Genomic DNA, 24,724 nt, shown 5'->3' with positions numbered 1-24,724 from the left:
GCTGCCGAATTCGGGTCAGTTAGAGTAGCAGCGCGAACGCTGACCAAAGCCTGCAGGAGAGCAGATATAGCTGCCGCGCCCAACGCTAGAGGTGCGGCGTTTGCTGCTGCGATTGTCGCTTGTGGTGCGGCGCAGAAGGTTCAGGTTTGCTTTGGCCGTGTAAACTGGAGCCTGGGTGGTGGTGTTTGCATTGACCCGAATGACCGTTTCATGCGCAGAGGCTGCGACGGGCGCAAGGGTCAAAGCCGCAACGCTCAACGTGATTGTAGCTGCGATACGTGTGAACAAAGTAAGGGGGGAACATGCAGGAAAGACCGCCTGCGCGGTGGGTCGTTTTGCCATTTGAACTGCCTCGTTACTCCCCTGTTTGCCAGAGGATGTGTCACTGTTACTACTCTCATTCCGTGCCCGGACATTAGCAAACCGGGGCGCGGTCGGCAAAACCAATATAGACTTTCAAGGATAACGAAGCGCTAATGCACCACATCCTGGCACTGTTCACGGGATGTGGTGAATGCGCTGGATCAATGACCGTGCTTACTAAGCACTTGATGGCTAAGCCGAAGTATCGGCCAGCCACCATATACAGTCTTATGTTACTTTGATAAGCGACTTTTGGCCAATCCGGCCGGTTCAGTCACCCAGCTCGGCTTGGAGCTGATCCAAAACCCGGTTGGGCACCCGCCAATCCGGCAGGCCAAAATCATCCGGCCATGGGTAGACTTCCTGTTGGTTGAAGTAGATCACCGCCTGCAGTTCCGGAAAATCAGCGATGTCCTGACGCACATCCTGCTCCCATGTGTCGACATAGGCGCTGTCTCCCACATAACCAAGCTCGGCAACCACGATCGGCAGGTCGAACTCAAGGGCGCGTTCATAACGTGGTGTCAGGATCTCGCGGAAGCTTTGCGCGCCACCCAGGACCTGTTGTTCCCAGGGTTGCAGGCCAAAGACCGACAGGCCAATGACATCCACATAGTCTTCGCCGGGGAAATATTCATCCAGGCTTTCATAGCCCAGCGGCGACCACATGAAGTCAAAATCTTCCGAGCTTTCGCGGCAGATGTCGACCACCCGTTGATAGGCATCCACATAGGTTTCCGGCTCCCATTGCGCCCAGATGAACTGACCGGACTGGTCTTCCATCTCTTGGGCCCAGCGAATTGTAACGGGGCTTTCGAACTGGGCAAGCGTGTCACAGATCGCCCGGATATTGGCGTCATATTCGCCGCTGAAAATCCCATTTGTCAGGACGGTTGCAGTGTTTCGTTCGCTGCGGGTCCAGGTCCAGGGCTCGACCGTTACCAGAACCGCGCGATTGCGTTCCTTGGCATATTCATCGGCCTGCAGGAGCGAGGGGAGAAACACGTCTTCCCAGGGCAGGAAGAGATGTTCGATTTGCACGTCGGTATCTTCGGAGAAGTTTCCTCCGGGATCATAGACGCCAAAGGGCAGTGTGCCTGGGGGCGCGGCCAGCACGCTTCCGGCGATGAGGGTGCAAAGGCCGGCGAGTGGGACCAGCCCCCGTTTGATAGGTTGACGGCGATCAGTCTGAGCCATGTCTCTCCTCCCGATGGTGATCTGAAACCGAGCGTTTGATACCCGGATCAAAAATCAAGATTACATTTCCCGGCGTGCCCATGCCTGCTCCGGCAACCGCATATTCTTCTCTGATGATTTGAAAGGGTTCGGCCCCTTTTGAAAGAGCATAAAGCCCTTCTGTCCCGCGCTCGCTAATTGCAAAAAATGTCGTTGCAATTAATAATGGCGCGAGTGAAATTTTTACTGCGTCATATGCCCGCCAGCGATTTGAAAATGCACCACGGTCGCAGTAGTGGTGAAATAAAATCACGACAACTATTGATGAAAACAGAATACCATTAATTGCAGAAAAAAGATAGAAGCCCCGTGCATTTTCTACATGTGAGATAAATAGCACGGGTAATAGGCAGGCAAATGCCAGGGTCGCATAAGGTGCCAGGATTTTAATCGGCAATTGCGCTTGTGCGGCTTCGCCTTTTGGGGTGATGCGGAAATCCACAAAGCCACCGCCAAACCGATCCCGGAATGCCATAACACATCCCCAAAGCGCCCAGGGCCATTGCAAGGCAAGAAACAGGGCTTTTTCCCAAGAGATGACCTTGGCATCAAAGGGGCGCATATGGCCGTCAGCTTTGATCCGATAGGCGATGGCCGTCAGCATCACAATCTGCGGCATCATATGCACCAGAAAATCCGGGAAGGTCACATTGGCATAGCGAATGTCCAGAACCAGCGCGGCAACCGGCAACAGAAAGAACAGGGTCATGAAGCCTGCAAACAGCGGATAAAACAGCTGGCAAAAGAGGAACAGGAATTTCAGCCGCGGCGACAAGGTTCTGAGGTAGCGCGGCGTGTGTTGCAGCAACACGGTCACTAGGCTGCGCGACCATTGAAACTCTTGCGTGCACAGATCCGCAATGTTCGCCGGACCATCGCCATAGGCAATGGCGTCCAAGGCATGCACCCCGCGCCAACCGCCTGCGTTCATCAACATGGTGGTGCTGTGATCTTCGGCGAGTTCGGGTCCAAGGCCGCCGATGTCTTTCAAAGCTTTGGCGCGCACCGCGTAGTGGGAGCCGATGCACATAGGTGCCAGTGACGCGGTGTAGCCCGCTTGAAAGACGCCGTGAAAAGCGGCCTCGGTATAAAGCCGCGTGCGTGCGGCCCAGCTTTGGGAGGCATTGGCCGCGCAAATGCTGGGGGCTGAGACGTAACCCACATTCGGGTCAGCAAACCCGCGCAAGATCTCTGCTAGATAGGTCGGGGTGGGTACATGGTCCGCATCCAGCTGTGCGACAAAATCATACGCTTCATAGCCGTAAGTGTCATAGAAATAGGCGAGGTTGCCTTCCTTGCAGCGGGTGCGGCGTGGCCATTCCGTGCGGTGATACGCTTCTACCCCTTGGCGGGTGGAAATGCGCACACCGCGACGTTTGCACCATTTGAGGGTGGCCGCATCCGGGGCTTCATCCGCCAGCCAGGTGTCATGTGGATAGCTCTGCGCCAGCATCGCCTCTAGCGTGGGGATCAAAACGGACAGAGGTTCCGACGGCGTTTTGGTGACGATCATTGCCACCCGCACGCTGCCCGGTTTGGGCGGATCAAAGGCGGGGACTTTGGCCCGGCGGAAAACGATGATGAAAAACAGTTGCAGATAAAACAGCCAGGCCAGCGCCACAGTGGCAACCCAATATTGCAGGCCGGTGGTCATATGGGTAGGCTGCAGCCACCATTGCCAGAAGAAGAGCGCGCAGGCGGCCCACAGAACGGCTAGCACCAGATTGCGCCGCCGTTGTCCCTTGGTCCACAAGGGGCGCAAGTAGCGATCGCGCCCGTCCCCCATCAATTTCAGCACGTCCTGTTCGGGGCTAGGCTGCATTGCGCACCTCCAACCCAAAGGTCGGCGCGGCATGGCGCAAAATCATTTTCAGGTCCGAGTATTCGGGTCTAAACCCCAGCGTATTGCGCGCCAAAGCCACATCCGCCACCAGTTCCGGCGGGTCGCCCGGGCGGCGCGTGGCGGGCACCCAAGGCGTGCGAATGCCCGTGACATCCTCAATCGCGTTCAGAATGTCGAGGATCGAAAAGCCAAAGCCGCTGCCGAGGTTCGCAACCAGATCCTCACGCCCACTCAGCAGCCAATCCAGGGCCATTACGTGGGCGCGCGCCAGGTCGGTCACATGGATGTAATCACGTACGCAGGTCCCATCGGCGGTGTCGTAATTGGTGCCAAAGACCTGCAGCGGCGGCCGCGTGCCCGCAGCGGCCTGAAGGGCGAGCGGGATCAGGTGGGTTTCCGGGTCGTGACGTTCACGCAAGTCTCCGTCGGGGTCCGCGCCACAGGCATTGAAGTAGCGCAGCATTGCAAAATGCAGCTGTCCGGTGGCCGCCGTATCGCGGATCATCTGTTCGCAGATCAGCTTGGTACGGCCATAGGGGTTGATCGGGACTTGCGGCGTTTGCTCGTTGATCGGCAAGTGATCGGGAATGCCATATGTCGCACAGCTTGATGAGAATATGATCTGCCGCACCCCCGTCAGACGCATCGCCGCGAGCAAAGACATGGTGCCGCCGACGTTGTTTTCATAATAGAGGCCAGGGTCACTTACGGATTCCCCGACATAGGCTGCGGCGGCAAAATGCATCACCACTTTGGCCTGATGGCGTTGAATGATCTCGCTCAACTTGGTGGTTTCGCGAATATCCGCGCGCTCCAACGGGCCCCATTTGACCGCATCGCGGTGGCCGGTGCGCAGATTGTCGACCGCCACCGGCATGTAACCCGCAGCGGCCAGTGCCTTGCAGGCGTGGCTGCCGATAAACCCGGCCCCTCCGGTAACTATGATTGCAGGTTCCGTCATTATTGAACCATCTGTGGTGCAAAACTATTGGCGGACACGCTGGAGATCTCAGCCTCGAAATAGGGGATGGTTTCCATCAATCCCTGACGCAAAGATACCTTTGGCGACCAGCCAAGTGCGCGCCTCGCGGTTGAGATGTCGGGCCGTCTGCGCCGTGGGTCATCCTGGGGTAGGGCGCGGAATGACAGGTCCGAGCAGGATCCCGTTTGCGACAAAACCAGCCCTGCCAGTTCAGCCACCGTGAACTCATCCGGGTTGCCAATGTTGATGGGATCGCCGCGATCTTCCTCGCAATGCATCAGCGACATCAGCCCATCGACCATGTCATCGAGAAAACAGAAGGACCGTGTCTGCGAGCCGTCGCCGTACACCGTAATTGGTTTATTTTGCAAAGCCTGCGTGATGAAATTGGAGACCACCCGGCCATCCGTGGGATCCATTCCCGGCCCATAAGCGTTGAAGATCCGGGCGATGCGAATGTCTGCGCCGTGATAGTCGCGATAGTCGTGAAAAATCGTCTCGGCCGCGCGTTTGCCTTCGTCGTAGCAGGACCGCGGACCTACAGTGTTTACGTTGCCGTGGTAGCTCTCTTGCTGTGGTGACATTTCCGGGTCGCCATAGACCTCGGATGTGGAGGCCTGCAGGATGCGCGCACCATGTTCCATCGCCAGATCCAACAGGTTCAAGGCCCCCTGGACATTGGTTTTCATCGTATGGATCGGATCGGCCTGATACTTGGGCGGTGAAGCCGGACAGGCCATGTTGAAAATCATCGACACACGGCGCGGCAGCTGTACCGGGCGCGTAACGTCGTGTTTGACAAAAGAAAATCGAGGATGGTTGAGCAGGCGCGCAATATTGGTCATGCGCCCGGTGGACAGATTATCAAGGCAGATGACTCGATAGCCCAGATCAATGTAACGGCTACACAGGCGCGACCCTAGAAACCCGGCGCCTCCCGTGATCAAAATGGAGTGTTGCTTTCCCGCGACCCGCTTCGTTTTGTAATCTTCGGCTGGATCCTTGTCCGAAAAAAGATTAGTCAAATAGTTCACAACGCTTGCTCCTCGAAACGAGGGCGTGGATTGTCATGCACTACTCGAAATGGCCGGTACTCAATGCGTTTTCTGCGCTATGCCTGGCCGCATGCGGGGGATGTATCCCCTCTTATTATTTGTCTCGCCCAGTTGCTTTTGGTCTGAAAATGAAAATCAGATATTCCAATCTTCATAAAATTGTCGAAGTTTCGTCAATAGCCCGCCCATTTTTTGGCCAAATTTTGCCACCTGACCGGGAATTCAAGCGGGGCACGTCAATTTTTAATTGATTTTTAGGGTGAAATGCAGTTTCAGCCGCAGCCGTTAGCGTAGGAATAGTAAGCGAATCATTGCCTGTCAAATGGCCTGCGCAAAGATTTGCCCATGGCCGAAAAGCCGTTTCAACACGCTGGATCAGAAGTCGAGGCCGAGATCCACTGTCCGATAGGAGTGGGTCAGCGCACCAGATGAAATATAGTCCACACCCGTTGCGGCAATCCCTGCCACGGTTTCGCGCTTGACGTTGCCGGATGCTTCGGTCGCGATTTTGCCGTCAACCATGGCCACGGCCTGGGCCAAAGTGGCGTTATCCATATTGTCGAGCAGGACAACATCGGCTCCGCCAACAGCCAAAACCTCTTTGAGTTGATCCAGGTTGTCGACCTCAATCTCGACTTTCATCATGTGCGAGGCTTGCGCTTTGGTGGCCTCCAGCACCTGACGTACACCGCCTGCGGCGGCGATATGGTTATCCTTGATCAGGATCGCGTCAGACAGAGAGTAACGGTGGTTGAAGCCGCCGCCGTGGATCACCGCTTGTTTCTCAACAATCCGCAGGCCGGGCGTGGTCTTGCGGGTGCAGGTGATGCGCGCCTTGGTGCCTTTGGTCTCGGCGACCATCTGCGCGGTCAGGGTGGCGATCCCGGTCAAACGACCGGCAAAGTTCAGCGCCACACGTTCACCGGTCAGGATTGAGGCCGCATCGCCAGTGATTTCCATCAATGTGTCACCCTTTTTGCAGGGCGCCCCATCGGCAATCACGGTTTTGACCTCAAGGCCCGCGTCCACCAGACGAAAGGCCAGCGCGGCAACCTGCATGCCCGAGACCACGGCGTCTTCGCGCGCATTGATACGGGCAGCATAGGTCGTCCCAGCCGGAATGACCGTGCGGGTGGTAATGTCACCGTAGCTGCCAAGATCCTCCATCAATGCAGCGCGCACCATGGGTTCCAGGATCAAATCGGGAATGGAGCCGGTCATTGGGTCGTGTCCTTTACGATGGCATTGCGAATGCTGCGCGCGGTCTCATAGGTCATGCGGGAACGCTGGCCGTTCCCCTCATCAGGGGCTGGATAGTCTGACCGGAAATGCGCACCGCGGCTTTCCTGACGGGCCAGGGCAGCGGCTGCGATCAGCGTCGCCGTGGCGCACATATTGGCAAAGCCTTCGTCCGCCGCATGATTCTGTTCGAGGAAATCAATCATAAAGAGCGCATCTTCCAGCCCGTCTTGATCCCGGACAACACCCACACAATCGGTCATGGTTTTGCGCAGGGCGGTTATGGCCTCTTGTGGGGCAAGGGACGCTCCGTCCTCGAATTGCAATGTGATCTGATCGGGCTGTGCCTCACCCATCAGGCAGGCGTCAATATCAACTGCGCAGGCGCGGGCAAAGACCAAAGCTTCCAGTAAACCGTTTGAGGCCAGGCGATTGGCACCGTGCAGACCGGTTGAGGCCGCCTCACCACAGACCCAAAGACCGGGCAGGGAGCAGCGGCCGCTCATGTCTGTTGCAACACCGCCCATATGATAATGGGCAGCGGCGGCAACCGGGATCGCCGTGGTGGCCGGATCGATGCCATGTCGCGCACAGGCTGCGGCCACGGATGGGAACAGGGTTTTGACCTCTTCTCCTAATGCGTCCCGCGTATCCAGCATCGGTTGATTGCCGGCTTGTGTCTGTTTGTAGATCTCGCGCGCGACAATATCGCGGGGGGCCAGTTCAACATCTGGATGGGCGTCGGTCATAAACCGGGTGCCGTCCTTGTTGATCAGAACAGCGCCTTCGCCGCGCAGGGCCTCGGTGGCCAGCGGGGCAGGGTCTTCATCCACATCAATCGCGGTGGGGTGGAACTGCACGAATTCCGCATCCGCAATCACCGCACCGGCGCGGGCTGCCATGCCAATGACCTGACCGCGAATACGGGCCGGGTTGGTGGTCAGCGCATAAAGTCCGCCAGAGCCACCACCGGCCAGCAAATGCGCCGCCCCTTGCAGCAGGATCGGTTTGGAGCCTTTGCTGGTTGAGGCTGTCAATTTCACACCGCTGACCATGCCGTCGGTGACGTCCAATGCAACGGCCTGAACACCTTCCAGAACCTGGATGCTGGGGGTCGCCTCTACCTCGGCAATCAAGGCGCGCATGATCTCGGCCCCGGCCTGGTCGCCCAGAACACGCACCACACGCGCGGCACTGTGCGCTGCCTCGCGGGACAGAACATAGCCACCGTCGGTGGTGCGATCAAAGGCGGTGCCAATTTCGGTCAGATCCAGAATGTGATCGCGCGCCGCTAGTGTCACAAACTCCGCGACTTCGGGAACCACAGTCCCTGCACCCGCCTTTTGCGTGTCGTTGGCATGTGCGGCGGGGCTGTCGGTTTGATCCATCGCGGCGGCAACACCGCCCTGCGCCCAAGCGGAACTGGCGCCAAAGCCCAGATCGTCAGGTGAGATCATCACAACGGGGCGCGGCGCAAGTTTCAGCGCAGCATAAAGCGCGGCCAGCCCGGCCCCGACGATCACCACGCGGTCGGTCTGGATTAACTGCATAAGAGCCTTCAGATCCCCAGCTTGCGGGACAGATCGATCATCCGCTGCACAGACAGGCGTGCTTTTTCGGCCATGGTTGGATCAACCTCGACCTGACCGGTCATGGTATCAAGCGCATAAAGCACCTTCTCCAGCGTGATCTTTTTCATGTAGGGGCACATGTTGCAGGGGCCGACAAAATCCACCTCGGGCAGTTCATCCGCGATGTTCGAGGCCATCGAACATTCGGTGATCAACATCGCCTTTTCGGGTTTTTCGTCGGTGACATATTTGATGATGCCGCTGGTCGAGCCTGAGAAGTCAGCCTCATCCACCACTTCGGGCGGGCATTCGGGGTGCGCAATCAGGCGCGTGCCGGGGTTCCATTCACGGAACTCGCGCAGGTCCTGGGCGGTGTATTGCTCGTGCACGATGCAGGAGCCTTCCCACCAGACCACATTCTTATGTGGAACATCGCGGGCCACGTTCTGCGCCAGATATTGGTCGGGCGTCATAATAACGGTGTCGCTCTCCATGGCGCCGACGATCTGGGCCGCGTTGGAGGAGGTGCAACAAATGTCAGAGGCGGCTTTCACCTCAGCCGTGGTGTTCACATAGGACACCACCGGCGCGCCGGGATAACGACGGCGCATTTCCTCGACACCTTCGGCGGTGATCGATTCCGCCAGCGAGCAACCGGCTTCCATATCCGGCATCAGCACTGTTTTATGCGGGCTCAGGATCTTGGACGTCTCGGCCATAAAGTGGACGCCGCATTGTACGATCACATCCGCCTCAACCTCGGTGGCTTTGATCGCCAGCTGCAGGCTGTCGCCGACAAAGTCCGACACCCCATGGAAGATCTCGGGCGTCATATAGTTATGACCCAGGATCACCGCGTTGCGTTTGATCTTCAGCTCGTTGATGGCTTTGACATAGGGCGCATAAATGGCCCAATCCGCAGGTGTGATCACCCGGGACATGCGGTCATAAATATCGCTCATCTCCGTCGCCAGTTCGGGCGAGGGAGCAAGGTCGTATTTCTCGGAAAGTTCTGCGCGCAAGGCGGGAAGGTCGAACACTGTTCTAGATGCTCTGCCAGTTAAAGATGGCACGTAGATAAGCGGTCCGTCATCAAAACGCCATGTTCTAGGTTGGAATAATCTTCCAATCAGGGCGCTTTTCGTGAAATTTTTTCTGATTTTGTGTGTTCAGACACAAGTTGGCGAAAATTCGTGCTTTCGAATCTGTCTGGGTAGGGCTTTGAATTATTGGTGTAAAAACAAGTTTTGCATCTGGCGACGCCTGTGATTCGAAAAACCATGAATTTGTGAAGACTTGAGGCCTTGCCACGGTTTTTCCCTCGAATCAGTGGACAGCTTTGGATGCCCCGCTACAGTTGGCCAGGTTAATTGGTTCCCAATTATATTTTCACCTTTTTGTGCGGTGCGGGGGGAGTTTTTATGAGTGGCTTCAAGGTCGAGGGCCTGGAGATCAAAAAGCTACTGAAGGTAGCTAAGAAACAACCGATCTCTTTTTCTTACAATCCTGGCAAGGGCGGCGATGACCAGTATTTTGGTCTGGACCGGCGCAAGCCTCCCAAGATGCTGGGGCAAGAAGCCAAGAAGGAAGGCGATGGCGCTAAGTTCGCGTTTGGCACCGCGACGCTGGAAGGCAAAGTGCTGACGCTGAAATGCGACAAGCTGATTCCGGCTCTGGCCAAGACGCTCAAGAAATACCTGCGCAAACAGAAGGTGCCGTTGAACGTCCAGATCATGGATGCGACCGGCACTGTGGTCGACTCCGATATCTCCGATGACATTCCTGACGATCCGGAATTCGCGGATGCGCCCGCAGCCGAGGTAAAAGACACACCGGCCAGCGCACCAAAAGAAGAGGCGCCAGAGGCCAGGGAAGAAGAAGCCAAGCAAAAGACAAGCGAACCCGAGGCCAAGCCTGACGAGGACCCTAAGAAGAAGGTGATGAAGAAGCTGGCTGCCACCAAGGCGGAGCTTCAGGCCCAGTCCAAACCTATCGATAAAAAACTGGTGCAAGCCTTTGAAAAAGTTGTCGAGGCCTTAAAGGCAGGCAAAGTCGAGGTTGCGGATGCCATTGCGGACAAGATCGCCAAGGCTGTCGCTGATTCAAAGGCCAAGGCACCGCCACCGCCGCCCCCACCGCCGGGCGATGGCCCAGATCCTGCGCCAGAAGTGGACGAAGATGCCCTGCGCGAACGCCTGAAAGTCGCGTTTGCAGCGCTGCAAGATGACTACAAAGCCTTCATGGTGCGTGGCGACAAGTCTCTGACAGGCAAAGCAAAACAGCTTCATGATGCCTTTGGTGCGACCATTGACAGCGACCTTGCCAAGGCCGGCAAGATCGTCTCAACGCTCAAGAAGTTTGTAGAGGCACAGCTTGCCGCTTTGCCGCCAATCAGTGCGGCCGATAAGGCCAAGCTCGCAGTGCAAGCCGCCCAAGGGCAACCAGCCCCGGCGGAGAGATACGCAAAATCCGGCTCCATTCAGGCTAAATATCCCGGTGCATCGGGGGCGGCCAAAGACGTGATGGACGGTTTTGCCGCCGTTCTCGGCGATCAAGAGATTACGCCTGAGCTGATGGCCGAAGCCCAGAAAGGCATTGAACAGGCAGAACAACGCCTGAAAGACGCCGAGGCGCGTCTGAAAAAAGCGCAAGACATGGGCGATGGGCCGAACAAGGCCGAAGCGATCAGGCTGGCGCAGTTGGATGTCGACGGGATGAAAGACCGGGTGACAGGGGCCAAGGATTTCGTCAAAGCCGCACGTGGCAAGAAAGCCCTGACCGCAGCGCTGACCTATGGTCCATTGTCGGCCAATTCCGGCCAAAGCTTCTCGGATGAGGCTGCCAAAGCTCTGATCGAAGGCTTCGCGCGCGACCCCGATCTGACCCAGGTCGCGGTTGAAGCCGCATCAAGTGGCAAATACCCGGATGCGGTGGCGCAGGGTCTGACCAAAGTGATGGATCAGCGCGACACCGGGTTCAAAGACGCCAGTGGCAAGGCCTTTAGCAAGCCTGAAACGGCTGAGAAATATGCCGAAGATCTGCTGAAGATGGGTGCAGATGTGGGGCCCGAATTCTTTGGCCGCATGGACGACTATATGGCGTCCGGGCGTCAGCACAAACGCAACCCGCTTGGGGATGCGCGGATTGCGAACGACACGGCCAAAGCACAGAAACGTTCGGTTGCTTTGGGCGGTGCGCTGCTGAAAGACGGTGCCTTGGATCTGAACAGCCAAGACGCCAAAGATACCGTTGGCGACATGCTGTTCAGCCCCTATTCGCTGCGCAATCCCATGCCTGCGATGAATGAGCATGTGGTCAAAACGCTCGATTTCTTGGGCGATCCGGCCAATGCGGCCAAGGCCAATGACATCCTGGATGACATCCCGGACACCAACACCAAGTCCAGCCGGAAACTGGTGCGCAAAGCGCTTGGCAAGCGCAGTTCTGAAGCCGTCGACAAGGGCGATGCCCAGCAGGCGGTCATGGCATCGATGCTGAAACCGCTGGATCAGGGGCCGGTTGGGTCCTGTTTCGCAACCGCTCCAGCCCGCCGTCTGCGTGAGACTGAGCCGTTGAAAGCGATGGATGCCTATGCCTCGATCGCGGGTGAAGGGAAGTACAAACCTCCCTTTGGTCCGGAAGTGGCGGCGGTCACCAATTTGCCCAAACACGAAGACCCGCTGATGCGCAGCTGGGAATATTCGTTGGCGACCTCAATGTCGCGCAAAGAGGGCAGCGACCGTGCTGACACGCTTGGCAAGGTCATGGACCGCGGGATGGAGGATCTGTCGGACGAGCTGAACGAGATCCTGCTCGACAAAGCCGACGATGAAGGGGTGGTCAAAGGCCTCTTCACCAAACTGAAGAAAAAGTTCGTCGGCCTGTTCAAGACTGACAAACTGCGCGAAGCCATCAAGGGCGCGTTCCAATTCACCTATGACCCGACCTCTGAGATTACCGATTCCAGCGATGGCAGCTCGTCTACGGGGCGGTTCATTATGGTGCGCAAATCCAACGGGAACGAAATTCGCACCAGGGCGGATTTTGCGCGTGAAGTCAGCTCTGTCGCGATTGAGTTCCTGAATTTGGATCCGACCTCGGATGCAGCAGATGACGTGCGCGATTATGTGGGCAGTGATGCCTTTATCGACAAGGTCACGCCCGGCACCGGTAAGAACCAGTATCTGCCTTGGCAACAAAGCTCGGGCGGACAGACCGGAGAGGCAACGCGTACGCTCTTTGGCGATGACCTGAACCAGGAACAGATGAGCGCCGAAGTCACCGGTGCCATTGACATGGGGGATCGCACCGAAGAGGTGTTGACCAGCATGTTGGACAATTTCACCGGCTCGCCCGAAGAAATGGTCACCATCCGAACGGTTGGTATGCACGGGTTCAATGCGTTGCCAAATGATCCGTCGCTCGACAAGTTGAAGGGCAAGGACAAGGCCGAGATTGAAGCCAATGTTAAGGCGCATCTGCTGGATGCAGGCAAAGCGCTTAAGGACATGAATATTGACGAAGGGCGCGCGCAGTATCTGTTCGACAAGCAGATTGCAGAACATCGCAAGGAGCTGACAGACGCAAATCTGATTGGGCTTTTGGATGCAGGCGCGGTGGCCCACCGTCCCACAGGGGCTGACATCACGCCGGCCAAATTGGCCAAGGCTGTGGACGATGCGGTCGAAGACTACATCGACGAAAAGGCCAAAGGATACACGGATGTTGCCGCAGCTGCCGCTTGGTTCAAGAATAAGGCCGCAGGCGGGGCGAAATCGGATATGATGAAAGACCTCGGCGCGCCTGAGTTCGTGATCGCCGACAGCAACTGGGGCAGTGCCGAGGATCATACGTTCTTTGTGGTTTCACCAGATCCCACAACGGGCGAGCCGCAATTGTGGATGAAAACGGTGCCACCCGGATCGCTGCGTCCTGCGACAGATGACTGGGCCAAGGCCGAATGGGCGGCAATTCAATGATGACGCGCTTCAATAAGGAGAAATCAGATGGCTGATGAACTTCCAAATATCGATCTGGCTTTGGGCGCGGGCTCTGAGTATGTGGTCGTGGTCGATGACGCACAAAAAGCGTCTGATCTGAAACAGCTTTTGTCCTTGGCGCCGGGGTTGATGGATCCCGAGGCGGCCTTGGTTCTGGCGCAAGCCGTGAACCACATTGCACAAGGACATGGGTTTTCGGTGATCGATGACCCAGAGGCGTTTGCGACGGCTTACCAAGCGCAGCTCGCCAAAGAAGATCCAAACGCCCCCTGGCAGGAAGGCGTCATTCGCCTCACCGATTTTGGGGTTCCGGATTTTGCCGAGATCACGGTGCCAACGCTGACTGGTGAAACGCTGGTCTTCTTTGCGCGCGATGGTTTCACCGGGTTACCCTACCGTGTCGAAGTCGCGCTCAATTCCACAACATCAGTTGGGGAAGGGGACTACAAAGCGCTCGACCTGGAAGCGATTGGCGAGGACGAGGATCCATTTGCCGAAGAAGAGATGTCGGCCGAGGACAAAGCTTTTTATGAGAGCCTAGAGACAACAACCGACCCCGATTAGGGGCCGGTTGCGATCGATCTGTGTAGTATGGGTTGCGTGCTGGGGAGACTAGAAGTCGTCCCAGCCAACAGCGGCTTTCAGCGGGGACTCCATAGGTGCGGCAGCGGCTTCCCCAAAGGCGTTAATCTCGCTGTCAAAGCCGTTGTCCGCAGGTTCATCAAAACAATCCTTTGGAGCGGATGGGGCGGCAATGGCAGCCCCGTCTGTTTTGAAGACCGAGACATGCTGCGCAAGCGAGACCGCGTCATTGTTCAACAGCTGGCTGGCAGCGGTCGCTTGTTCGACCATGGCCGCGTTTTGCTGCGTGACCTGATCCAATTGCGACACGCCGGTGTTGATCTCGGCCAAGGTTGTCGCCTGTTCGGCGGCTCCCGCCGCAATGCCCGAGATGTGGTCGGAGATTTCGCTCACACGCTCGGTGATCTTTTTCAGCTCGCCACCTGCACGCCCCACCAGATCCACACCGTGATGCACGTGCTGCGCGCTTTCCGAGATCAAGCCTTTGATCTCACCCGCGGCATCCGAGGATCTTTGCGCCAGGGCGCGGACCTCAGAGGCCACAACCGCAAACCCACGACCGGCCTCACCCGCGCGCGCCGCCTCAACCCCGGCATTCAGCGCCAACAGGTTGGTCTGGAACGAGATATCGTCGATCACAGTGATGATCTGTGAGATCTGGCTGGAGGAGGTTTCGATCTTGCCCATGGCCGAGACGGCGTCGGTCACAACTGTGTCGCTGTTTTCCGCAGTAGTTTTGGCGTCTTTCACAATGGTTTCGACCGAGCGCGCACTGTCAGCGGCCGAACGAACACTGACGGTCAGCTCTTCCATGGCAGCAGCCGTTTCTTCCAGGGTGGCCGCCTGGCTCTCGGTGCGGCGCGACAGATCATCAGAAGACTGGCTGATCTCGGTTGCGCCTGACCGGATACGGGAGGCATTTTCCACAACGGAGCCGATGATGGTGGTCATCTTGTCCACTGTATTGTTGAAGTTGCTGCGCAGACCTTCGTATTCATCCGTAAATGGTTGGTCGATCCGTTGTGTAAGGTCGCCGTCGGACAGGTTTTTGAGCCCATCGGACAGTTTGGTCACAACGTCGCTCTGTTGCTCCTGGGCTGCCAGGCGTTCGGCTTCTGCTTTTTGACCGTCCAGAAGTTTCTCTTTCAACGAGTCGATATTGCGGCAGATCAGGCCGATGTCGTCGCGACGCGTGGGGTAGAGTACGTCCGATTGGTAATTCCCCGCCGCGATGGTCGAAAGTTCCGTCGCGACTTTCGCCAGGGGGACGCCCATCAAGCGGCGCAGCATAAACGCGGAGCCACCCGCCATCGCCAAAAAGGCTGCGGCCGCAATCGCCAGCGCCAAAAGCTTGTCATTTGCCACATGCGCCAAGTCTTTCTCGGGCGACCAGATAAAGGCGACGGAGCCAATAGCAACGTCTTTGTCCGCGCCTGCCAAAGCGGGTGCGATTGTTGCCAAGCCATCCAAAGCTTCGGTCATGACCTTGGTTTCAACGGCGCTTGCGGATGCCGCACGCAGGGACTCTCTCTGTGCGTCCGTCGCTTCCCCGGCTTCTGCAACAATTTCGCCCTCCTGATTGAAGGCCGCGCCATAGACTGCGCGGTCTTCCGTAAGCGACATGATCTCCTCCATATCGCGGCCCAGGCGGTTGGCATCTCCAAATCGGATGGCGCCTCCGCTGCGTGATGCGACAGTAAAGGTCACGCTCCGGCCGAGGTTGTTCACACCATTTACCACCGATTTGTTGAGCAACGATTCCGAGGACACAAACATCAAGGCTGCGAGTGTCAGAGTGCTCGCTACGATCAGTGTGAGACATTTTGTGAAGAGCGAGAACCCATTTTGGCCACGCGACATACGATTAATCATGGTGGTCGTACTTTCTAGCGTTGGTCTGTGCAGACCGTTGTGAGTGAGAATCTGAGATGCTGGAGGAGATCATCTGAGCCATAATCGGCAAGATATTCTGTCGTTTCTTCCGCCTGCGGGTACGGCGCGATCCCACTCATTTAAACCTAAGATAAGCAGTGAAGCGCTGAGGAATTTTTGGGGGCACCACTCGTTTTTACGATCTGGACGGGTTTTTGATGCCGAAACGTTGTGGTGCAGCCTGTGGGAGCAAAACGCGGCTACAATTCGAGCGGCAAAATCAAATTTTTCGTGAATGAATTGGAGCATTTTGAACCCAAGATGATGCGCTATATGGCAGTCATTAAGAGGGGGGAATGTTTTCTTTTTCCTTAATCTGCGGGCGAGTGATTAGGTGACTTTACGATCTAAAAAGGCAGCAAAAATCAATGCTGTGCAATTTTTGGCGTGATTTCAGCGCTCAAGTGTTGTGATTTAAGGAAACTTTGATGAATTCCACGCCTGCGATACCCATCGCTCTTTGAGGTTTCGCAGGGCTCTTGGATTTGAATAAACCAAAGCTGGTGTGATTCGATTGTCCGAACAACATTTCGGTCACACGATACCGCAAGAGGCGCATACAACGTTTGCAAGACGCCTATCTACAACTAGTAAGTTGACATCGCGTCGCAATACAACGCAAATTTGCATGCGAATTTGTCCTGTTTGCTGCGGCGGCCTATGGGGCAGATAGATCCATCCCTTGGAGAAGTTTTCTTGAACTCTATTGCCATGACTGACGATCATACACTTAAGACATTACAATCCGTGACCGCCCAAGAGACTGTCGAAGCATCATTGAACGAGTTCGAGTTGGCGCTCATTCGCGCCTATAATGGCTTGGATCGCTGGCAGCAGCAAAGCGTCGCTTTTGCAAGTGAAACGCCTTTGTCGGGTGCTGAGGGGGCTTTGCTGCGCATTATCCGCATGCATGACCGCCCAAAATCAATCAAAGAGCTGGCGCGGCTCACCAACCGGGATGACATTCCCAATATTCAGTATTCGTTGCGCAAACTTGCAGCGGCTGGACTGATCAGCAAATCCGGGTCCGGACGGACTGGGGTAAGCTATGCCACTACACCTGACGGCGTGAAGTTGACGGATGAGCTGTCTGCGAACCGGCGCGAGCAGTTGATTTCAGCACTGTTGGAGTTTGGTGGCTTCAGCGGCGAGCTGGACGCGTCTCAGTCGGTTTTGAACCGTTTGACCAGCGCCTTTGAAGACACCGTGCGCGACATCGCAGCACGGCGGTAGACCACAAAGGGTCTGGTACGCTTTTGGGCGTGCCAACCGCGTGGAATTCGGACACAATGGGTGCTCCAACGGAATGTGGGCACTGTCTGTGATATGATTGAACTGCGCGACCTCAGCATTTTGTCGGCTCTGGCACGACATCGCCATTTCGCGCGGGCCGCGCAGGAGTGCAATATGTCTCAGCCTGCGTTCTCGATGCGTATTCGCAATCTTGAGGAACGCTTGGGGCTGTCTTTGGTGCGGCGCGGCAATCGCTTTCAAGGTTTGACCGAAGAGGGCGAGATGATCGTGCGCCGCGCACGGCGTCTGCTGGATGAATCGCGCGCGCTTGAACAGGAAATCTCTGCCTTCAAGGGGCAGGTAACCGGTGTCTTGACCATTGGGGTGGTGCCCACGGCGACGGCCTTTGCCGCCAAGGTGGTGAATGCGCTCCATGAAACCCATCCCCGTTTGTTGACACGGCTTGAGGTGACAAACGCCCAAGCCATCCAGCAGCAGCTTTACGATGGTTCACTGGATGCGGGCATCACCTATGCCGACAGCATTGGTCGCGAGTTGGTGGATGTGCTTTCGCTTTATGACGAAGGCTATGTGCTGATGGCGCCCGAAGCCATGGTGCGCGATTTCAAAGATACCATCTCCTGGGTCGAGCTGGAACCGCTGCCGCTGAGCCTGTTGGAGCCTCAGATGCAGAACCGGCGGATCCTCGATCGGCTGTTGGAGGAGCAGGGGATACGGCCCACCGTCATGTCCGAATCCAGCGGCTTTATGTCGGCGATGATCATGGCGCGCGAAGGCTCGGTTGCGACGATCCTGCCGCGCGCCTTGGTTGAGGCCTTGGGCCCCATCGAAGGCACGCGTGTCTTGCGGTTGGTGGATCCGGAGCCGACGCGTCCCATTTGTCTGGCGACATTGCACCGCACGCCGGATCTGACCACCGTAAAAGTCCTGCGCGCGGCCATCGAGAGCCTTGCTTGATCACGAAACCTTATCGTGTAATTCACATTAGCGATTTGACGATCTGATTTGGTGATGACATTTCCTGATAAAGGCACCGTAGTATCAGGAGGCGCTTGTGGCACCATTGGATCAGGACAAAGGCGTTTGGAAATCCGCCCGTGGCAAAGGGCGTAAAACCCCTAAGGGTCGTCAATTGGATGACCAGGCCCATTCCGAGGTTCTTGCGCTGCTTGGCGATCGGCGCCGTGACCGGGATCTTCTGATCGAATTCCTACATCTGATCCAAGACGCTTACGGTCATCTGAGCGCCGCCCATATGCGCGCTCTTGCGGAGGTGATGCGCGTCGGGCAGGCCGAGGTTTATGAGGTCGCCAGTTTCTACGCCCATTTTGATGTGGTGCGCGAAGGGGAGGTGCCGCCGCCTGCGCTGACTATTCGGGTGTGTGACAGCCTGTCGTGTGAGCTTGCCGGTGCCGAACAGCTGAAATCCGCGTTGGAACAGGGCATGGATCCGGCCGACGTCCGGGTGCTGCGCGCGCCTTGCATGGGCCGTTGTGATACGGCCCCGGTGTTGGAGATCGGCCACAACCATATTGACCACGCCACCGTGGAAAAGGTCGAGGCGGCGATTGCCGCCGGTGACACCCACGCCCATGTGCCCGACTATGAAACCTATGACGCCTATGTCGCAGGTGGTGGCTATGACACGTTGAAAGCGCTGCGCGCGGATGGAGACTGGGAAGCGGTTCAGGACAAAGTGCTGACCGCTGGCCTGCGCGGACTTGGCGGGGCGGGCTTCCCGTCGGGCAAGAAATGGGGCTTTGTTCGGATGAACGACGGCCCGCGCTATCTTGCGGTGAACGGCGACGAGGGCGAGCCGGGCACCTTCAAAGACCGCTATTACCTGGAGCGTACACCGCATCTCTTCCTCGAAGGGATGCTGATCGCCGCTTGGGCGGTAGAGGCGGAAAAAGCCTTTATCTATATGCGTGATGAATATCCGGCGGTGCTGGAAATTTTGCGCCGTGAAATTGCCGCGCTGGAAACCACAGGTCTGGTCGCACCCGGTTACATCGATCTGCGCCGTGGGGCAGGGGCCTATATCTGTGGCGAAGAAAGCGCGATGATTGAAAGCATCGAGGGCAAGCGCGGCGAGCCCCGCCATCGCCCGCCGTTTGTGGCGCAGGTCGGCATCTTTGGCCGTCCAACCTTGGTTCACAATGTCGAGACGCTGTATTGGGTCGCCAAGATCAACCGCGAAGGGCCGGAATGTCTGAACACGGTTGAAAAGAACGGTCGCACCGGGCTGCGTTCTTATTCGGTCTCTGGTCGGGTCAAACAGCCGGGCGTGCATCTGCTGCCTGCCGGGTCAACCATCCTCGATGTGATCGAGGCTGCCGGCGGTATGTTGGACGGCCATGTGTTCAAGGCTTATCAGCCGGGCGGTCCGTCCTCTGGTCTGTTGCCGGCCCATATGAATGACATCCCGCTCGATTTCGACACGCTGCAACCCCATGGCACCTTTATCGGTTCGGCGGCGGTTGTTGTTCTGTCCGAACACGACAGCGCCCGCGACGCCGCGCTCAATATGCTGCGGTTTTTTGAAGATGAGAGCTGCGGCCAATGCACCCCTTGCCGGGTGGGTTGTGAAAAAGCGGTCAAGCTGATGCAGGCCGAGACCTGGAACCAAGATCTGCTGGAGGAGTTGAGCACCGTGATGATTGACGCCTCCATCTGCGGTCTGGGCCAAGCCGCGCCGAACCCCATTCGCCTGACGATCAAACATTTCCCCGAGGAGGTTTAAACGATGTCCGAGATCATTACCTTCACCCTGGACGGGAAAGAGGTCACCGCCGAAGCCGGCCTGACCATCTGGGAAGTCGCCAATGGGCGCGGGCTAAAGATCCCGCATCTGTGTCACAAACCTGCACCGGGCTATCGCCCCGACGGCAATTGCCGCGCCTGTATGGTTGAGATCGAGGGAGAGCGCACGCTGGCGGCCTCCTGTATTCGCGAACCGGCTGAGGGCATGGTGGTCACCACCAATTCCGCCCGTGCGGAAGGCGCGCGCAAAATGGTGATGGAACTGCTGGTCACGGATCAGCCCGCACAAGAGGATGCCCACGACAAGTCCTCGCATTTGTGGGAGATGGCGGATCTGAACGGGGTTTCGGAATCGCGCTTTCCCACGTTGGACAAGGGCCGTATCCCGCTGCTGGATGACAGCCATGTCGCGATGAGCGTCAATTTGGACGCCTGTATTTCGTGTAATCTCTGTGTTCGGGCCTGTCGTGAAGTGCAGGTCAATGATGTGATCGGCATGGCGGGCCGGGGGCATGATGCCTATCCGACCTTTGATATTGCCGACCCCATGGGCGCGTCATCCTGTGTGGCCTGCGGTGAATGCGTGCAGGCCTGCCCAACCGGGGCCTTGTTGCCCGCAACTGTGGTGGACGCCGATCAACGCGGCGACAGCAAAGACTATGACAGCGTCACCGAAAGCGTCTGCCCGTTCTGCGGTGTGGGCTGCAAGGTCAGCCTGAAAGTCAAAGACGGCAAGGTCAAATATGTCGAGGGCATCAACGGCCCCGCCAATGAAGGGCGTCTGTGCGTCAAGGGTCGCTTTGGCTTTGACTATATCCACCACCCGCACCGTCTGACCAAACCGCTGATCCGCCGCGCAGATGCGCCGCCCAAAGGGTTGAATGTGGATCCCGGCAATCTGGACACACATTTCCGCGAAGCCACCTGGGACGAGGCGCTCGATCTTGCGGCCAAAGGGTTTATGGATCTGCGCGCAGACGACCCAAAAGCCGTGGCAGGCTTTGGTTCGGCCAAATGCACCAACGAAGAGGCCTATCTGTTTCAGAAATTCATCCGCCAAGGCTTTGGCCATAACAATGTGGATCACTGCACGCGACTGTGCCACGCGTCCTCTGTGACGGCTTTGATCGAAAACATCGGCTCGGGCGGGGTGACGGCCAGCTTTAATGACATCAAGGATGCGGATGTGGCGATCATCATCGGGGCCAACCCGATTGAAAACCATCCGGTCGCGGCGACCTATTTCAAACAGTTCACCAAACGCGGCGGCAAGCTGATCGTGATGGACCCGCGCGGCGTGGGCCTACGCCGCTTTGCCGACGAAATGCTGCAATTCCGTCCCGGCGCCGATGTGGCGATGCTGAACGCGATCATGCATGTGATCGTCGAAGAAGAGCTTTATGACAGCCAATATATCCACCGCTGGACCGAAAACTGGCAGGCGGAAAAAGATCACCTGCGCCAGTTCTCCCCCGAAGCAATGAGCGAGATCTGCGGTGTCTCCGCCGAACAGCTGCGCCGAGTTGCGCGCCTGTTTGCCACTGCGGATGCGGGGATGATTTTCTGGGGCATGGGCGTCAGCCAGCATATTCACGGCACAGATAATTCCCGCTGCCTGATTTCGCTGGCGCTGATGACCGGCAATGTTGGGCGCCCGGGCACAGGTCTGCACCCGCTGCGGGGACAGAATAATGTGCAAGGTGCCTCGGATGCGGGGCTGATCCCGATGTTCTTGCCCGACTACCAAACAGTGACATCGGATGAGGTTCGAAAGAGCTTTACCGATCTATGGGGCAGCGAAGACTTCTCGGCTGAAAAAGGCCTCACCGTGACCGAGATTGTCGATGAAGCCTACGCGGGTAAGATCCGCGGCATGTATATCATGGGTGAGAACCCGGCGATGTCGGATCCCGACGCCGATCACGCCCGTGCGGCCTTTGCCAATCTGGACCTGATGGTGGTGCAGGACATCTTCCTCACGGAAACCGCGAACTACGCCGATATCATCCTGCCGGCCTCTGCTCTCTATGAAAAGGACGGCACGGTCACCAATACCAACCGCCAGGTCCAGCGGGTGCGCCCGGCTGTGGCGCCTCCCGGTGAAGCGCGTGAGGATTGGTCGATCACGATAGAGCTTGCCAAGCGGATCGGTCTGCCCTGGACCTACCACGCGGTGTCCGAGGTTTATGACGAGATGGCGCGCACCATGCCGTCGCTCGACAACATCACTTGGGCGCGGCTGGAGACCCAGACCGTGACCTATCCTGCGCTGGATGAGGACGATATGGGGCAATCCATCGTCTTTGGCGACGGGTTCCCGCGCGAGGGCGGTGTGGCGAGGTTCACGCCCGCCAGCGTGATTGCACCGGACGAAGCACCGGATGCAGAGTTCCCGATGGTGATGACCACTGGGCGCCAGTTGGAACATTGGCACACGGGCTCCATGACACGACGCTCGCGGGTACTGGATGCGGTGGAGCCAGAAGCTAACTGCTCACTTCACCCCAAAACCCTGCGCGCGCTGGGTGTTGCGCCCGGTGAGCGTGTCCGCCTGTCGACCCGACGCGGCACGATAGAGATTATGGCGCGGGCAGACCGTGCTGTGGCAGAGGATATGGTGTTTGTACCCTTTGCCTATGTCGAAGCGGCGGCCAATATCCTGACCAATCCGGCGCTGGATCCATACGGGAAAATCCCAGAGTTCAAGTTTGCGGCAGTCCGGGTCGAGAAAGTGCATGACCAGATCGCCGCAGAATAGGTGTTTTCTGAAATTCACGGGTAGGGCGGGCGCGCAGACACTTGTCTGCGCGCCCGTTTCCTCTCGTAGCGCCACGCTGACGCGCGGCGCGGTCGTGGGTGCCCGAAGGGCGTTCTAGAGTGCAGGCCGTGCGATGAGGGATTTCGTTTTGGGCAGAGCTCAAAACGACCGGCGGCGCGCTCCCTTCGGGAGCGCGCCGCTTGGCCCAACGGATGGGGCAGTTTTTCAAAACTGGTGCAGCGGGCGGGAGCCGCCTGCTGTGGCCAGTTAACCGATCAAGGTGATGGTGCTGCTGCCGGCACCGGTGCGCAGCGCATGCACATCGGCCAGATCAGGGTCAGCAATCCATGCTTTTGCGCCTTCAACCGTTTCAAAATCCAGGATCACGCCCAGACCTGTTTCTGCTTCGCCTTCCAGAACGGTCTGGTTTGGCGATGCAGCGGCAACTTTGCCACCGTGACGGGCGAGAGCTTCGCCTGCTTTTTCACGATAAGCTGCAAAGCTTTCAGGGTTGGTGACGATCAGGTTTACGTAAGCAAAGGCCATTGGATAACTCCGCGTATGAAAGATGCATTCTCTATGACCCAAGGCAGCCACATGCGAAAATACGTGATTTCGCAGATCATTTGTGCGTTTGTGCATGTGGAGTGTTTTGATAACTGGAAATTTGCATGGCACATCTCAATTGGGACGATATCCGATCCATCCTGGCACTGGTGCAATCTGGCAGCCTCTCCAAAGCGGGGGCGCGTCTCGGCCTGAACTACACAACAGTCGCACGCCGGATCCAACGCGCCGAGGATGCAATCGGTCACCCCCTGTTTGAGCGCCACCCCGATGGCTATGTGCCCTTGCCCGAAGCGCATGAGATTGCACGCACCGCAGAACGGATGGAGCAAGAAGAGCTCAGCCTGATGCGACGCCTGGCGGGAAAACAACCCGATCTCGCCGGCCCGCTCACCTTTACGGCGCCGCAATTGCTGATCCAGTCCCATCTCGCCCCCGTCCTTGCCGATTTCACGGCCCGTTACTCGGATATCGATCTGACGGTGAAGGCGAGCTATGACATCTTGGACCTCAGCCGCCGCGAGGCCGACCTTGCCCTGCGTATCAGCCACGAACCACAAAGCGCACTGGTCGGGCGTCGGCTGTGCGATCAGCGCAGCGCATTTTTTGCCACGCCCGAGATCGCCCAGGCCGCGTCTGACAATCCCGAAGCTCCGATAGAGTGGCTCTTGTTCGCCCATCAACCAAATGTCCCTGAAATCGCGCAGGCTGTGCACCCCAACATCCGCATCCGCGCCCGCTTTGATGACATGAGCACGCTCGTCGCGGCGGCACGTGCTGGCATGGGCGTGTTACGGATGCCTTTGTACCTAGGGCATATAACAGATGGCATCGTGCGGCTGCCCGATCTTCCGGCCACGCCCTATGCGCCGGTCTGGTTGTTGAATCACCGAGACCTCCAGCGCAATCCAAAGGTCGTCGCCCTGAAAGAGACATTGATCCCCTGGTTTCGAGCTCACCGTCATCAATTCCAAGGAGGCAAAGACGTAGGGGGCGAGGAGTAGAGGGCGATTCCGCAGTCCTTTGCCGATGCTGACCGGATTGGACGCTTTTTGACTCGGGCGTTTGGTTTGATTCCTGCGCTTTCCCGTCTGTTTTGTGGATAAGTATGTTGGTATGTTTGTTTTATGTTGTTCTTCGGTGATTTGGGGGTTTCGTTGGTTTGGCCTCACGGTGGTTTGGCCTGTTGGTTTTGTGTATTTCTGCGAAACTTATTACGGTTAAGTCATTGATGTTGTTTATTTTTTTATGTTTTGTGTGATTTCTTTTATGTTTTTGTGATTTAGGGGTTGCGGGTATATTGGGTTGGGACTAGAACCCCCTTCACCGGCGGCGCTGAGGCGCTACGGGGCGCGGCGGAGACGCTGCGGGACACACCGGAGAGACGGTTGTGACGGGTCGGAAAGACGGCTTTGACGCTCAGGATAGACTGGGGTGACGCTTAGGAAAGACTGAGGGACGCTCTGGAGAGACAGGGGCATTTGGATAAAGACTGAGGCGGTGGCGCAGGAAGATTTTGCGCAACGGTCTTGTTTTTGGCCTCTGGTCTTGGAATTCTCAGTCGTCCTCTTTTACATGT

Annotated in this window: 17 protein-coding genes; 7 read left to right on the top strand and 10 right to left on the bottom strand. The window is 57.4% G+C overall.

Annotated elements, in window-relative coordinates:
• Positions 1 to 15: 15 nt before the first annotated feature.
• The 8 genes from KMP13_RS08460 to nadA all read right to left on the bottom strand — a co-directional run bounded on the left by KMP13_RS08460 (position 16) and on the right by nadA (position 9,329).
• On the bottom strand, positions 16 to 342 hold the full coding sequence (locus KMP13_RS08460; protein ID WP_215265422.1) for a hypothetical protein: 327 nt from the start codon (positions 340 to 342) through the stop codon (positions 16 to 18).
• Between the two features lie 291 nt (positions 343 to 633).
• Positions 634 to 1,560 (bottom strand): glycoside hydrolase family 26 protein, encoded by a 927-nt coding sequence (locus tag KMP13_RS08455; RefSeq protein WP_215265421.1) that lies wholly within the window; start codon positions 1,558 to 1,560, stop codon positions 634 to 636.
• The gene (locus tag KMP13_RS08450) at positions 1,547 to 3,421 is read right to left on the bottom strand and encodes a glycosyltransferase family 2 protein (RefSeq protein ID WP_215265420.1); all 1,875 of its coding nucleotides are present in this window, start codon (positions 3,419 to 3,421) and stop codon (positions 1,547 to 1,549) included. Before KMP13_RS08450 ends, KMP13_RS08455 begins: the two co-directional genes overlap by 14 nt.
• Positions 3,411 to 4,403, bottom strand: coding sequence for a UDP-glucose 4-epimerase GalE (galE, locus tag KMP13_RS08445; protein WP_215265419.1), 993 nt, complete (start codon positions 4,401 to 4,403; stop codon positions 3,411 to 3,413). The genes KMP13_RS08450 and galE overlap by 11 nt, the downstream gene beginning before the upstream one ends.
• Positions 4,403 to 5,458, bottom strand: a complete 1,056-nt coding sequence (locus KMP13_RS08440; RefSeq protein ID WP_435370348.1) for a UDP-glucuronic acid decarboxylase family protein — start codon at positions 5,456 to 5,458, stop codon at positions 4,403 to 4,405. Before KMP13_RS08440 ends, galE begins: the two co-directional genes overlap by 1 nt.
• Positions 5,459 to 5,854: 396 nt before the next feature.
• Positions 5,855 to 6,700, bottom strand: a complete 846-nt coding sequence (gene nadC / locus KMP13_RS08435) for a carboxylating nicotinate-nucleotide diphosphorylase (RefSeq protein WP_215265418.1) — start codon at positions 6,698 to 6,700, stop codon at positions 5,855 to 5,857.
• Entirely contained in the window at positions 6,697 to 8,268 is a 1,572-nt protein-coding gene (locus tag KMP13_RS08430; RefSeq protein WP_215265417.1) for an L-aspartate oxidase, read from the bottom strand. The genes nadC and KMP13_RS08430 overlap by 4 nt, the downstream gene beginning before the upstream one ends.
• 8 nt (positions 8,269 to 8,276) lie before the next feature.
• On the bottom strand, positions 8,277 to 9,329 hold the full coding sequence (nadA, locus tag KMP13_RS08425) for a quinolinate synthase NadA (protein ID WP_215265416.1): 1,053 nt from the start codon (positions 9,327 to 9,329) through the stop codon (positions 8,277 to 8,279).
• Positions 9,330 to 9,710: 381 nt separating this feature from the next.
• Between nadA and KMP13_RS08420 the strand changes: the two genes are divergently transcribed.
• Positions 9,711 to 13,268 carry an apolipoprotein A1/A4/E family protein gene (locus tag KMP13_RS08420; RefSeq protein WP_215265415.1) on the top strand — a complete coding sequence of 1,186 codons (3,558 nt, stop codon included), beginning with the start codon at positions 9,711 to 9,713 and terminating at the stop codon, positions 13,266 to 13,268.
• Between the two features lie 27 nt (positions 13,269 to 13,295).
• Positions 13,296 to 13,853 carry a hypothetical protein gene (locus KMP13_RS08415; RefSeq protein WP_215265414.1) on the top strand — a complete coding sequence of 186 codons (558 nt, stop codon included), beginning with the start codon at positions 13,296 to 13,298 and terminating at the stop codon, positions 13,851 to 13,853.
• Between the two features lie 48 nt (positions 13,854 to 13,901).
• On the opposite strand, the gene KMP13_RS08410 is transcribed toward KMP13_RS08415, so the two are convergent.
• Positions 13,902 to 15,494 (bottom strand): methyl-accepting chemotaxis protein, encoded by a 1,593-nt coding sequence (locus KMP13_RS08410; RefSeq protein ID WP_251363742.1) that lies wholly within the window; start codon positions 15,492 to 15,494, stop codon positions 13,902 to 13,904.
• Positions 15,495 to 16,514: 1,020 nt separating this feature from the next.
• On the opposite strand from KMP13_RS08410, the gene KMP13_RS08405 reads away from it, so the two are divergent.
• The 4 genes from KMP13_RS08405 (at position 16,515) to fdhF (ending at position 22,578) form a co-directional block, all read left to right on the top strand.
• On the top strand, positions 16,515 to 17,036 hold the full coding sequence (locus KMP13_RS08405; protein WP_215265412.1) for a winged helix DNA-binding protein: 522 nt from the start codon (positions 16,515 to 16,517) through the stop codon (positions 17,034 to 17,036).
• A gap of 93 nt (positions 17,037 to 17,129) precedes the next feature.
• A complete protein-coding gene (locus KMP13_RS08400) occupies positions 17,130 to 18,014 on the top strand; it encodes a LysR family transcriptional regulator (protein WP_215265520.1) in 885 nt (294 codons plus the stop codon).
• Between the two features lie 97 nt (positions 18,015 to 18,111).
• Positions 18,112 to 19,800 (top strand): NAD(P)H-dependent oxidoreductase subunit E, encoded by a 1,689-nt coding sequence (locus KMP13_RS08395; protein WP_215265411.1) that lies wholly within the window; start codon positions 18,112 to 18,114, stop codon positions 19,798 to 19,800.
• Positions 19,801 to 19,803: 3 nt separating this feature from the next.
• On the top strand, positions 19,804 to 22,578 hold the full coding sequence (gene fdhF / locus KMP13_RS08390) for a formate dehydrogenase subunit alpha (RefSeq protein WP_215265410.1): 2,775 nt from the start codon (positions 19,804 to 19,806) through the stop codon (positions 22,576 to 22,578).
• 267 nt (positions 22,579 to 22,845) lie between these two features.
• Here the strand turns inward: fdhF and KMP13_RS08385 are convergent, their stop codons facing one another.
• Positions 22,846 to 23,124, bottom strand: coding sequence for a DUF1330 domain-containing protein (locus tag KMP13_RS08385; protein ID WP_215265409.1), 279 nt, complete (start codon positions 23,122 to 23,124; stop codon positions 22,846 to 22,848).
• Positions 23,125 to 23,249: 125 nt separating this feature from the next.
• On the opposite strand from KMP13_RS08385, the gene KMP13_RS08380 reads away from it, so the two are divergent.
• On the top strand, positions 23,250 to 24,149 hold the full coding sequence (locus KMP13_RS08380) for a LysR family transcriptional regulator (protein WP_215265408.1): 900 nt from the start codon (positions 23,250 to 23,252) through the stop codon (positions 24,147 to 24,149).
• Positions 24,150 to 24,724 lie beyond the last annotated feature (575 nt).

It is taken from the genome of Epibacterium ulvae, assembly GCF_018678075.1.
Lineage (GTDB): Bacteria > Pseudomonadota > Alphaproteobacteria > Rhodobacterales > Rhodobacteraceae > Epibacterium > Epibacterium ulvae_A.
Note: the sequence above shows the minus strand (reverse complement) of the source record. Positions and strands in the feature narration are given on the sequence as shown.

Bases quoted from the DNA above. Each gene is read 5' to 3' on its own strand.
- KMP13_RS08460 (WP_215265422.1), bottom strand. From the start codon at position 342: ATGGCAAAACGACCCACCGCGCAGGCGGTCTTTCCTGCATGTTCCCCC.
- KMP13_RS08455 (WP_215265421.1), bottom strand. From the start codon at position 1,560: ATGGCTCAGACTGATCGCCGTCAACCTATCAAACGGGGGCTGGTCCCA.
- KMP13_RS08450 (WP_215265420.1), bottom strand. From the start codon at position 3,421: ATGCAGCCTAGCCCCGAACAGGACGTGCTGAAATTGATGGGGGACGGG.
- galE (WP_215265419.1), bottom strand. From the start codon at position 4,403: ATGACGGAACCTGCAATCATAGTTACCGGAGGGGCCGGGTTTATCGGC.
- nadC (WP_215265418.1), bottom strand. From the start codon at position 6,700: ATGACCGGCTCCATTCCCGATTTGATCCTGGAACCCATGGTGCGCGCT.
- KMP13_RS08430 (WP_215265417.1), bottom strand. From the start codon at position 8,268: ATGCAGTTAATCCAGACCGACCGCGTGGTGATCGTCGGGGCCGGGCTG.
- KMP13_RS08420 (WP_215265415.1), top strand. From the start codon at position 9,711: ATGAGTGGCTTCAAGGTCGAGGGCCTGGAGATCAAAAAGCTACTGAAG.
- KMP13_RS08415 (WP_215265414.1), top strand. From the start codon at position 13,296: ATGGCTGATGAACTTCCAAATATCGATCTGGCTTTGGGCGCGGGCTCT.
- KMP13_RS08410 (WP_251363742.1), bottom strand. From the start codon at position 15,494: ATGTCGCTTACGGAAGACCGCGCAGTCTATGGCGCGGCCTTCAATCAG.
- KMP13_RS08405 (WP_215265412.1), top strand. From the start codon at position 16,515: ATGACTGACGATCATACACTTAAGACATTACAATCCGTGACCGCCCAA.
- KMP13_RS08400 (WP_215265520.1), top strand. From the start codon at position 17,130: ATGATTGAACTGCGCGACCTCAGCATTTTGTCGGCTCTGGCACGACAT.
- fdhF (WP_215265410.1), top strand. From the start codon at position 19,804: ATGTCCGAGATCATTACCTTCACCCTGGACGGGAAAGAGGTCACCGCC.
- KMP13_RS08385 (WP_215265409.1), bottom strand. From the start codon at position 23,124: ATGGCCTTTGCTTACGTAAACCTGATCGTCACCAACCCTGAAAGCTTT.
- KMP13_RS08380 (WP_215265408.1), top strand. From the start codon at position 23,250: ATGGCACATCTCAATTGGGACGATATCCGATCCATCCTGGCACTGGTG.